Annotated in this window: 15 protein-coding genes and 1 tRNA gene; 8 read left to right on the top strand and 8 right to left on the bottom strand. The window is 46.3% G+C overall.

The genetic code is table 11. The features are described from left to right. Nucleotides 1–231 precede the first annotated feature (231 nt). Nucleotides 232–387: a hypothetical protein gene (locus AC6I1F_RS03085; RefSeq protein ID WP_290432754.1), complete on the top strand. Its 156-nt coding sequence runs from the start codon at nt 232–234 to the stop codon at nt 385–387. Between the two features lie 138 nt (nt 388–525). On the opposite strand, the gene AC6I1F_RS03080 is transcribed toward AC6I1F_RS03085, so the two are convergent. Together AC6I1F_RS03080 and AC6I1F_RS03075 are read right to left on the bottom strand one after the other, a co-directional pair. Further along, a complete protein-coding gene (locus tag AC6I1F_RS03080) occupies nt 526–708 on the bottom strand; it encodes a hypothetical protein (protein WP_290432753.1) in 183 nt (60 codons plus the stop codon). Nucleotides 709–786: 78 nt separating this feature from the next. Continuing rightward, nucleotides 787–993 carry a hypothetical protein gene (locus AC6I1F_RS03075; RefSeq protein ID WP_290432752.1) on the bottom strand — a complete coding sequence of 69 codons (207 nt, stop codon included), beginning with the start codon at nt 991–993 and terminating at the stop codon, nt 787–789. A 102-nt stretch (nt 994–1095) separates the two neighbouring features. Between AC6I1F_RS03075 and AC6I1F_RS03070 the strand changes: the two genes are divergently transcribed. The 7 genes from AC6I1F_RS03070 to AC6I1F_RS03040 all read left to right on the top strand — a co-directional run bounded on the left by AC6I1F_RS03070 (nt 1096) and on the right by AC6I1F_RS03040 (nt 4186). Further along, complete coding sequence (locus AC6I1F_RS03070) at nt 1096–1740, top strand: LexA family transcriptional regulator (RefSeq protein ID WP_290432751.1); 645 nt, start codon at nt 1096–1098, stop codon at nt 1738–1740. 133 nt (nt 1741–1873) lie between these two features. Then, nucleotides 1874–2188 (top strand): hypothetical protein, encoded by a 315-nt coding sequence (locus AC6I1F_RS03065; protein ID WP_290432750.1) that lies wholly within the window; start codon nt 1874–1876, stop codon nt 2186–2188. A gap of 49 nt (nt 2189–2237) precedes the next feature. Continuing rightward, nucleotides 2238–2576, top strand: a complete 339-nt coding sequence (locus AC6I1F_RS03060) for a single-stranded DNA-binding protein (protein ID WP_290432749.1) — start codon at nt 2238–2240, stop codon at nt 2574–2576. Between the two features lie 256 nt (nt 2577–2832). Then, a complete protein-coding gene (locus AC6I1F_RS03055; protein WP_160336019.1) occupies nt 2833–3042 on the top strand; it encodes a hypothetical protein in 210 nt (69 codons plus the stop codon). Then, entirely contained in the window at nt 3032–3586 is a 555-nt protein-coding gene (locus AC6I1F_RS03050; protein ID WP_160336020.1) for a 3'-5' exonuclease, read from the top strand. The genes AC6I1F_RS03055 and AC6I1F_RS03050 overlap by 11 nt, the downstream gene beginning before the upstream one ends. After that, nucleotides 3583–3972 (top strand): hypothetical protein, encoded by a 390-nt coding sequence (locus tag AC6I1F_RS03045; RefSeq protein ID WP_160336021.1) that lies wholly within the window; start codon nt 3583–3585, stop codon nt 3970–3972. The genes AC6I1F_RS03050 and AC6I1F_RS03045 overlap by 4 nt, the downstream gene beginning before the upstream one ends. Then, complete coding sequence (locus tag AC6I1F_RS03040; protein WP_160336022.1) at nt 3965–4186, top strand: helix-turn-helix domain-containing protein; 222 nt, start codon at nt 3965–3967, stop codon at nt 4184–4186. Before AC6I1F_RS03045 ends, AC6I1F_RS03040 begins: the two co-directional genes overlap by 8 nt. Before the next feature lie 27 nt (nt 4187–4213). On the opposite strand, the gene AC6I1F_RS03035 is transcribed toward AC6I1F_RS03040, so the two are convergent. The 6 genes from AC6I1F_RS03035 to AC6I1F_RS03010 form a co-directional block, all read right to left on the bottom strand. Continuing rightward, entirely contained in the window at nt 4214–4630 is a 417-nt protein-coding gene (locus AC6I1F_RS03035; protein ID WP_160336023.1) for a hypothetical protein, read from the bottom strand. Then, on the bottom strand, nt 4627–5190 hold the full coding sequence (locus AC6I1F_RS03030) for a Panacea domain-containing protein (protein WP_160336024.1): 564 nt from the start codon (nt 5188–5190) through the stop codon (nt 4627–4629). The genes AC6I1F_RS03035 and AC6I1F_RS03030 overlap by 4 nt, the downstream gene beginning before the upstream one ends. 91 nt (nt 5191–5281) lie before the next feature. Continuing rightward, on the bottom strand, nt 5282–6535 hold the full coding sequence (locus tag AC6I1F_RS03025) for a tyrosine-type recombinase/integrase (protein ID WP_290432748.1): 1254 nt from the start codon (nt 6533–6535) through the stop codon (nt 5282–5284). A 172-nt stretch (nt 6536–6707) separates the two neighbouring features. Continuing rightward, nucleotides 6708–6784 (bottom strand) — tRNA-Ile (locus AC6I1F_RS03020). 9 nt (nt 6785–6793) lie between these two features. Then, nucleotides 6794–9370 carry an RNA polymerase sigma factor RpoD gene (gene rpoD / locus AC6I1F_RS03015; RefSeq protein WP_160336026.1) on the bottom strand — a complete coding sequence of 859 codons (2577 nt, stop codon included), beginning with the start codon at nt 9368–9370 and terminating at the stop codon, nt 6794–6796. Between the two features lie 279 nt (nt 9371–9649). After that, entirely contained in the window at nt 9650–10963 is a 1314-nt protein-coding gene (locus AC6I1F_RS03010; protein WP_160336027.1) for a Na+/H+ antiporter NhaC family protein, read from the bottom strand. Nucleotides 10964–10966 lie beyond the last annotated feature (3 nt).

The raw sequence follows: 10966 nt of genomic DNA, 5'->3' as shown, positions 1-10966 counted from the left end.
CCAAAGCGTGAGAAAATAAAGGTTCCAAACTAAATTTCAAAACGCTAGGGAGAAGGCCATGGAAAGCGATAAATTGGTTGAAATACTGAAATTTCTGTTGGGTAAATGCACTGTGGTTTTTAAATTTCTTACTAATGCAAGAGGACCGAGCCGTACTACCCGGAAGTCTTCTTCGCTGTAGGCTCTGAACCAGAGAAGTACTACCCAGGAAAGCAGGCGCCGAACCCGTACTTGAAAACCATTACTCTCGTTAAAGACGGCGCGCCCGCATACGAACTTTTCTTTGTAGACGCCGAAGGAAAAGACTTCATTGAGTTCACGATTGACGAGGGCAAAAAAGCGAGTTGGTTTCAAGTTTCTCTCAAATGGCGGCAATCGGTGGTTTAGATAGTTCATAGCAATCTCACAAGTTCATCCAAAACCAACCAATCGCATAGATGCCGCCGAGAAACAGGGCGACATACCAAATTAACGACAGCACCAGCGTCATCAGAATTCCGATTACGGTAAAAATTTCGTCCATAACTACCTCTCCAGATACACGAGCGCTGCGCTCAGAGCAATAAACAGCACAAGCAGCACCAGGCAAAATTTCATCGTGCGCTCTAACGAATACGAGCCATTGATGCGATCCAGTCGACGCGCATCCAGCTCCTGCAAGCGCCTCTCCAGGCGTCTGCCTGCTTGGGTTCTTTCTTCTTCTGTCATTCGTTTTCTCCGAATTCGTTTTCGTCTACCGAAACGGTCTGCTGTCTGTGCCATGTTTGATCGTGAAGTCAAGTGCTGTTATTTTTTTCGGGTTTGATCTATTAATCTCCACGCTTGTAATGATGGATACTCTTTTCTTAAAAGCAGTCCAACTACTCTCGGGATACCTCTTCTTTTCCAATTGCTGATGCAGCCTGAAGTAACTCCTAACTTCAACTGAATTTCCTTATGCTCTATTTCTTTGAGGATTACCTGAGCTTCTATTGCTGAGATTTTTTCGCTCATATTAACCATTGTTTGTATTTACATAAATACATTAACACCTGTTTAAATTTTGGTCAATCAACTGTTTTAAACATTTGTTTTAACCTTCTAAAAGAGGTGTCTATGAATCTTGCTGAAAGAATTAAACTCGTTCTGAACGAAACTGGATTAAATAAAACTCAGTTTGCAAGCAGAATAAAGGTGACTCCGGCAACAGTTGCCTACTGGTGCTCTGGTAGAACCAAACATCTGCGAGGCGATTATGCGTCAAGAATTAGCCGTGTCTTTGGTTATGCGACTTTTTGGCTATCAGAAGGGCAAGGTCCAAAGTTAATTAATAACGAATCAGGCTTCCCTTTAGTTTCAGCCCTCGATACGGAAAAAATTCCTCTCATAAAAATTGAAGATGTGGAGGATAAGACAAAGTGGAAAAGCGACTCGTTCATTCTTACGGATTTAAAAATGAGCAGTGATGCTTTTTCTATTGAAATTACTGACACTTCAATGTCTCCAATCTTTCAAGTCGGAGATCGAGTGATTTTTGATCCAGGCTTAGTCCCTAAACCCGGCGACTTTGTCATAGTTCGAGTAAAAAATGAAATCCCTGTTTTTAGAAAACTCAAGGTTCTCGGTTTTTCCTCTGATCTAACGCCGATCTTTGAATTTCTCCCGTTGAATAATGATTTTCCTCTATTTCAATCTAATCAGATAGAAACGAAAATTTTAGGTGTTATGACAGAGCATCGACGGTATCGAGCAAAATACTAGTTAGTTCCTTAAAAACTCCTTCTGCTATTACCAGCATGAAGGAGTTTTTTATATCTTTTACGTTCTATGTTGACATAAAATTAACAGTTGTTTAAATTATATAGTATTAACGATTGTTAATTATTTTCATGTCATGTCAACATATACTCCATTTATCTTCTTCTCAGAGTCGCAGGCCATTGCGTTTTCTGAAGCTGCCAGAACGCTGCTGACGTGGGCCGGCGCTAACTACCCCGCAACATTTTTCCATCTCGCTCGCGAATACATCGCGCGCATTGAATCTCCAGATCACAAAATTCCACTCGATGATGCCCAGGATTTACTGGCGCAGCTCGGCACCTGCTGTATGACAACTCAGCATGCACAGCCAACCAGAACGCTCTGGAGCGACTGTGTCCGGATCCTGTCGATAAAAATCGCAAACATGATGGTTGATTTGGAACCTTAATTATCCCACCTAGCAGCCGGGAAAGACCGGCACTTAAGGTCTTATATAAATGAAAAAACTCCACGAGATATTCAACAACGCGATCGAGGAGATGGCTGCAAAAAACAGCATGAAAACCGGAACCAAAATCGCCAAATTATCCCTGGCCACAACTCTCGTCCGCAAAAACGACCGGAACGAGCGCGTCGAATCAACCGAGTGGCACCGAGTGACGTTTTTCGGACGACTGGCCGAGATCGCTGAGCAATACCTAATGAAAGGCTCCAGTTGCTATGTCGAAGGCCGACTCAAAACCGACCGTTGGGAGGATTCAAACGGCCAGACACATTATTCAACACAAATCATTGGTGAAACGCTGCAATTACTAGGCAGCAATATGCGGAGGTAATTATGGATAGGAACTATCGAATTTTTGAAAGAGTCAAGAATTCATTAAATCAGAATCGGAAAAATCTTTCTCCCGAGGATTTGGAGGTTGTGAAATGCATCTTTGCCGCCCTGGTTACGGGAGTGGCCACAGGTAACGAACGGGATACATACAGCACCGCCTCCAAATTGTTAAAAATCGCAGAAAACTTCGGGTTTATCAAGAATCCGCCTTCTTGCGATTAGGTTGTTTTGGTTTCCAGATAAAGCAATTGATTATGAAAACAAGCGAAAAATACACATTCATCCTCAGCGAACGAGAGGCCGGCATTGTTCTGGCAGCGCTCGAGTTCGTTCTGAAACTATGGGACCTTGTTCCGTTTAGAGACGAAAAAAGTGAGCTAGCAGCAGTCAACGCTTTAGCTCATCGTCTTATGACTGAGGGACGTCAGATGAAAACGGAGCTAGAGGAACGCAATGCTCAGTGACTACAAAAACTCCGTTCACATTGTCATTGACATTGAGACTCTCGGAACTCGCCCAGGATGCCCAATCCTCTCAATTGGTGCGGTCAAAATGTACAACGGAATATTAGAGTGGCAACAGGAGTTTTTCGCCTCACTGGGATCAAACGCCAGACTCGGATTAAACGAGATCGGAGTGGAAACACTGCGCTGGTGGGAGGAAAAACACCCGGAGCAATTCAGGAGACTGCAGGCCAATAGCGAAAACCGAGAGCTCTCTGACGCGCTGGAGGATCTGAATCAATTCTGTAATCCGATAGTGCAGAAGACGGCTCCTCACTATTTTTGGTCCAAACATCCACATTTTGATTTTCCGATTCTCGAGGCAGCGTACGAGGCGATTGGAAAACCGCCGCCCTGGAAATATTGGCAAATCCGCGATATTGCCACCCTCGAGGACAAATTGTTTACCACGCGGGAGCCGGAATTAAACAACCACGACGCATTGTTGGACGCAATCAACGAGACAAACGTTCTCATTGACGCAGTCTGGGGAGACAAAAAATGATCATTAGTTTTGAATGTACAGATCAGGACGCAGTGCGTATCCAGAAGTGCCTCTGGCACGGATTTCATGATCTCTGCGATGGCGGATTCAACGGAGAAAGTGAGGTCTGCGAGTATCAGGATTCATGCAACATCCTCGACCAAGCGCTCCGTGAAGCCGATCGCAAAGAAAAATCATCCGGTGGAGGTATCTACATCACAGAGAAAGATGCTTACTGGATTCTCGGACTGATGAAACGAGTTGAGCGAGCAGTGACTGAATTATGTGGAAAGGACTCTATTGCGTGGCAGGACGGCCCTAAGAACCTTCAATACTATCTAAAAGCAAGTCTGCAGGTGCGAGAAAAATGCAGAAAAGACCACAAGACGGAGGCGAAAAATGATTGAGAAACTCACATTCCCAGAGGCTGCCAAGTATTTACAGATCTCCGTCAGCACGCTGGAGAATTATGTAGCTGGCGGTTATTTCAGAAAAATCAACGGAAAACGGATATTTGTCGCTAAAGACTATGGTTTTCCACGCCCGTTCTTACGAGGTGGCGTTCGTTGTTTCAAACGATGCGACCTAGACAAATGGGAAAAGCAGCAGATGTCTGCGTAGACATAGAATAAGGCCCTGCGGGGCCTTTTACAGTTTTAGGCCATTCTTTTCCATAAGCTGTATAAAATTAGCCGCCTCACGAGAAAGAACTGGAGATTTCCTAAATCCAGCGATGACCCTTTCAAACACTTCTGGTTTTAGCATTCCATAGTCTTTCATTTCTCCTTTAACAACCCTATCTTCTAACTTCAGGACATTCAAAGGGATGGCTCGCTGATAAAGACAGAAACTTTTATGCTTTATAAAATCGTGATCACCAACATTCAAAATACATGAGTCATCGTTACTTGGTGAGAACTCGTACCAACTGGAGACATTCACGCTCAAAATAGCTTTAGTTCCGGTGACACGGTAGAACATCGGTTCACTGCAAAGAATGATTAGGTGATCACTAAATCCCGAAACTCCGTAGACGGTTCCGCCACGAATTGCTGTATAACTCATGAGATCAGATCAGCAATTAATTTGTCATATTCATCCTGCTCTTGCAGGGATTTCATGATTGCGTCGGTTTGTCGTTGATCCCGACCGTGATTCCTCAAAATATCTTCGATTTTAAGCGGCAACCTAGATCTCCCAGGATTTTGCCACTCGGGACAATGTTCACAGGTATGAGTCAGATCTACCAAGTCAAATGCATCATAACGACCATACTTCTCATAAACCCTATCAAGGATCTTAATTGCTGCATCACTTAAGTGGTCGAAAGAATTTATGGTGAAGTCCCCCTTCTTAAGAGAGAACATGTTTTGTGCATTGCATTCAATCCATTTTGACCAGTAAGGATCTAAGTCTATTATGTGGAATCTATCTAACGTGTTGGAAAGGACCGGCCCATACGGTAATGAAAACAGTTCATCTCCAGTAAGTCGGCTCCCATGACTTAAAAGAAACTCTCGCTCGGAAAAGTACATAAGTTTCATGATCTTGATGTACTTTACTGGTCGCTTCGCCTTCCAAAGGAAGTAAGCCGCAACTTGAGCTGCTGTCTGCTCCTTGTACATATACCTCCTCCCTTTTTAGGAATGAAAACAACAAAACCACAATACAAAATTAGTTAGTTTTGCATTGTTTTGCAATCAACATTTTAGACTGTTATGGGCTCTCATAGACTTCTTTGAAACAATAAGTTGCCCATTCGTTCATCATTTCCCTGCGGCGCTTGAAGTGTTCGTTTCTCTCGTACGCTCCGTTATAAATGTCTTTCACCTTATGATGCAAACAGAGTTCTGCAATTCTCGGATCAAATCGCTTGTCGTTTCCGAGAGAATCATCTTGCGCCCATGTTCTAAATGTCGCTCTGGCGACCCCGTGCAAGGTCGGTCGTACCGGCTTCCCCAACTTTGCGGACTGCGCTGCATCTATCCAGCCCTCCCCTGAATCTTTAATCAGTCGGGAAACCATGCTGTCAGACAACGCCCTTCCCAAACTATTTTGAAAGATCAGTCCCGATGCATTATCCGGCTTGAAGCCTTCCAGCCAATTAATCACAATTTCCGGAAGCGGTACGATGAGAGAACCGTTTTCAGACATTTTCAACTGTTCAGGCGGAATAACCCATTCTCGATTCTCAAAATCAATCTGCTCCCACGTTGCCAAACGAGCAGTTCCGGAACGAGTTGCGGTGAGTACGGAAAACAAGAAACAACGGCCTGAAGCAGTTTTTCCAAAACGGTCATAAATGCAGCGAAAAAGAGAAGGCAGCTCCGCAACGGAGATAGCGCCTCGATTTTTAGTGACATGTCTCTCTCGTGGCAGCAAATACTGAAGAGGGCCGGTCCTATCTGCGGGATTAGAAATCGAAGTCAAATTTTTAGCAATTGACCAATTAAATACTTGACGCGTAAACCTCAAACAGCGATCTACCGTATCCGGCATATGCCAAATCGGCTGAGCAATCGAAGCGACTAATGCCGGTGTTATCTCATCCAGAAAACAATCCCCTATCACCGGAAAGACATACATTCGCATACGGCCATTAAAAACTTTATGAGCCTTATCCAACTCCTGCCAATTCCCTACTTCGATATTCCAGCCAGCGAATTTTTCTGCCGCTTGACGGAATGTAAGTCTGGCAGGAGACTCTCCGGATGATTTTTTTCTCTCAATAGACGCTAGAAATTCCTCGTCGTTCATACCAGAGAGCTGAGCAGCGCTTTTTCGTGCCTCAGCAATTGAAACCTTAGGATATGAGCCAAGAGCAACCTCTCTTGCTTTACCCGAACAATATCGTCGAAAAATCCAGTTACGATATTTTCCTCGGACTCGAAAACACAAACCGGGAGAGGCTGCATCTGTATACTTCCCATTCGGCAGCTCACAATCCAGCGCTTTAACCGTAAACCTCATTTCTCTGCCCCCAAAATTTCCCCTAAACAATTTTATATTTTTTTCTATTGTTTTAGTTTATTTTGAAAATTTAGAACAATAAAAAATCCCTGAAGACGTAGCATCTTCAGGGGTTTTCATCGTTTTTTATATTGGTTTACGTTGTTTTCTCTTGTTTTCGTTTATGGTGTTTTGGTGGCCCCAACAGGACTTGAACCTGTGACCAAGCGATTATGAGTCGCCTGCTCTAACCAACTGAGCTATAGGGCCTTCCGGAAGTTAAGAATCGCTTCCGCCTTCCATGAAGCTCTTAAGTTTATCAGATCTGCTCGGATGACGCAGTTTCCTCAAAGCCTTGGCCTCGATCTGACGAATTCTCTCACGAGTCACGTCAAACTGTCTACCCACCTCTTCCAAGGTGTGATCCGTGCTCATCTCAATGCCGAAACGCATTCTCAGTACCTTCGCCTCTCTCGGGGTAAGGGAGTCAAGAACCTCTTTGGTAATCTCGGTAAGACTGGACTGCTGCGCGGCTTCCGCAGGCGCAACGGTTCCAACGTCTTCAATGAAATCACCAAGATGAGAATCCTCATCATCACCAATCGGCGTTTCCATTGAAATCGGTTCTTTTGCGATCTTCAGGATCTTGCGGATCTTGTCCTCCGGCATATCCATCTTCTCAGCCAAAACCGCAGGATCAGGCTCAACACCGGTCTCCTGGAGAATCTGACGTGAAATTCTGTTCATCTTGTTAATTGTCTCAATCATATGAACAGGAATACGAATCGTTCTGGCCTGATCGGCAATAGAACGCGTAATCGCCTGACGAATCCACCAAGTCGCATAAGTTGAGAACTTATAGCCGCGGCGATATTCAAACTTGTCAACAGCCTTCATCAAACCGACGTTGCCTTCCTGAATCAAATCCAGGAACTGCAGACCGCGGTTGGTGTACTTCTTCGCGATAGAAATCACCAGACGAAGGTTGGCTTCCGTCATCTCGCGTTTTGCCTTGCGGGCTTTTGCTTCACCGGTCGCCATCTGGTTATAGACGTCTTTCAGATCTTTCAGAGGAAGCGTCACAGAATTCTGAATATCCGCAAGCTGCTGCTGAAGTTGCTGAATTTCAGGAAGCTTTCTCTTCACTTCGGCTGCGTAAGGCTTGTCACTGTCGGCAATCGCCTGAGTCCAGGCTTTATTGGTTTCATTTTCCAGGAATTCCTTAAGGAAAAGCTCTCTGGGCATCTTGGCGCGATTGACAACAACATCGTAGATTCTGCTTTCGTACTTACGAACGGTCTCTACCTGATTCTTCAGCATCGTGCACAGACGCTCAACCGTATTGGCAGTGAAACGAAGCGACAGGAGCTCTTCCTGAATTCCGTCCTGAGCCTTGATGAAAGCCGGTGAACGATAGCCTTCAGCCTCGTAAGCACGCTTCAAGTCATCATAAAGCTCTTTGCAGTGATCAAGCTTAGCCAGCACAACCGTCTTCAGCTCGTCGATCTGACCGGCTGTCATACCGGAAGCGCCGATATCAGTACTTTCGTCATCGTCAGCAACCTGCTCTCCGGCCTCTTCATCAAGACCGTCAACCAGACCGTCAACGATCTGATCAATCTGCATGGTGCCGTTGCGAACCTTCTCCGCATCTTCCAATATCGCAACAATGGTTGTCGGGCAGCCGGAAATCGCATGAACCATGTGTTTCAGACCATCCTCAATACGCATAGCGATTTCGATTTCGCCTTCACGGGTCAGCAGTTCAACCGAGCCCATCTCACGCATGTACATGCGGACAGGGTCGGTTGTACGGCCAAATTCACTGTCCACCGTAGCAAGAGCGGCTTCCGCTTCTTCTTCAGCGGCATCGTCGCTTGCTGTCGGAACAGAATCACCGATCAGAAGATCATCCGCTGTCGGAGCCTGTTCATAAACCTGAATACCCAGGTCGGCAAGTGTCGAAATAATTGAATCAATCTGATCGGAATCAACGATGTTGTCCGGCATGTGGTCATTGACTTCAGAGTAAGTCAGATAACCACGCTCCTTACCCATACGGATAAGAGCCTTTAACTTGTTCAGACGAGTTTCTTTGTCGTCTTCGACGTGATTGGCATAGCTGCGGTTCAAAGCTTCTTTCATCGCTTTGTCGCGGGCTTTGCCTCTGCCTCGAGTCGACGCGGGAGGAACATAAGACTCGGCAATGGCGACTTCTTCATCAATAGAATCGTCGTCAGAATCGCCGACTAAATCGTCTTCATTGTGTTCCTGTTTCGGCTTACGACCCGGACGACCGCGTTTGGCGGCAGGTTTAGCTGCGGCCTTTGTTTTGGCTGCCGGCTTTGCCTTCTCTGCTGCGGCTTCTTCTGTTTCAGCAGTTTTCTTCGCAGCCGTCTTCTTTGTCGTTGTCTTCGACTCAGCTGCGGCTGTTTTCTTCGCTGCTGTCTTTTTTGCGGCAGGTTTCTTAGCCGCAGGTTTTTCTTCAGCTGCTGTTTCAGCCTTTACCTCGGCTGTTTTGGCCGCAGTTTTCTTTGCTGCGGCTGTTTTCTTTGCTGCCGTTGTTTTGGGCTCTGTCTTAGCGGCTGCAGAAGCCGTTTTCGCGGCCGCTGTTTTCTTAGCCGCCGGAGCCTTCTTGGCTGGTTCGGTCTTTACCGTCTCTGCCGGAGCTGCGGCAGCTGCTTTCGTCTTAGCAGCGGCGGTCTTGGCAGGAGCCTTTTTAGCTGCGGCAGCTTTAGTGCCGGTCTTCTTCACTGTCGCGGCTGCGGCAGCGGTTTTGGTTTCTTTCTCAACAGCGGTCTTTTTTGCTGTTGCTGTCTTTTTTACTGCAGTTGTAGTTTTTTTGGCAGTTGCCATCGTTCAACCCTTTTGATGTTCCCATCAAAATGAAATTTCGCGCTGAAGAAACGCAAAAGCCCCTATAATGCACTTCGTCATTACACAGGTTCACATTTATTCGCACGAAAAACCGGAACGAGAAGAGCATGGGCTTTCGTCATAGAGTGCGGCGCTTTTCGCCGATCTTCCCTTCTAACCTCTTCAGCAATCCGGTGTCTTTTAAACGCCTCCGATCTTTCCACGATCTCCTGGGCGTATAAACAATGTTACCGACAAATCGGTGCCTCGATTATATCATTACCTGCAACTAGTACTTCCACTTATTCGTGAAAAACTGTGCCGAATAATCCCGAAAATGGGAAGAAGAAATAGAAAAAGCGCCGTCACCACGCAGGTCTGAGGAGCCCCGATTGTCGCAACCGGAACCGCTCCGGCAATCGACCACGGCAGAAGCGGAGGAATCACGATCGCAGTATCTTCAAGACTGATCGCCATCTTTTGTCTATCCGGTTCTATCTTTTTGCAAAGCTGTTCTGTAAGGATCACCGCAAGCATTTGATTGCAGGAAATCGCCGCAGTTAGAAATGCGGTAAAAACAATCGCTGTGTATTTTCCGCTTCGTGCGGCAAGCGATGCGACAAGCCCCTCGATATGCTTAAGAAGCCCGGTCTGCTCAAAAAGCCCCGCATAGGTGCAGGAAACCATAATGATCAGCGAGACCTGGACCATCGATACGAGCCCGCCTCCGTCCATAAGGCTTCCGGCCTGCGCATCGCGGCACTGATATCCGTAAACCAGCATCTTTGCCGTGCTCATCCAGTCGGCGCCCTGCACTGTCATAAAAACAGCCGATGCAGCGGCAATCGAGGCGGCGATTGTTATCTTGATATCCTTCTTCAGGGCGACCAGCCCAAACATGACAAAAACCGGAATCAGCAAATACCAATTCAGAACAAACTCTCGTGACAAAACGGAGGAAATATCAACGGAAGCGGACTTTGTGTCGGAGAAAAGACCAACTGCCAAGTAAATCAGAGAGCTGACCGTAAAGGGGAGCCAACCGGTCTTGACCATCAGCGCCATATTCTTATACAGGTCCGTCGACGTCACCAAACAAACCAGCTGAGCGCTTGTCGACACGGGAGAACATCTGTCTCCGGTAAAGGCTCCGGCAAGGACCGCGCCTCCGGCCCATAGAGGAGAAACACCCATGGAAACGCACATCGTCATCGTTACCACGCCCATGGTGGCAGCCGTACCGAAGGAAGTGCCAATGAGTGTACTGAGAAGCGCATTAAGCAAAAAAGTTGAAAAAAGGCAGACCTGAGGCGTCACGACTTCGGACGCATAGCTCACTAGAAGAGCGACGGTTCCGGAAGCTCTCCACGAAGCCGTTAATGCGCCAATTAACAGCATGACGATAATAATCGTCGAAACCTTCTTCACACTATCAAGCGAAGCCTTGAGAAGGACCTTAGCCGACGAACCCTTCAGAAGACCGAAAAGGAAAAACAGCAAAAAGCCAAACAAGAGCGCATATACAATCGAAAAACCTGTCGCAAGACAGAGAATCAGAACTGCAATAAATAATCCGAGAACACCAAGCTCCATTTT

It is taken from the genome of Parasutterella sp. St.1A3, from assembly GCF_059728705.1.
The sequence above is the reverse complement of the archived record's forward strand: the minus strand, read 5'-3'. Positions and strand labels throughout refer to the sequence as shown.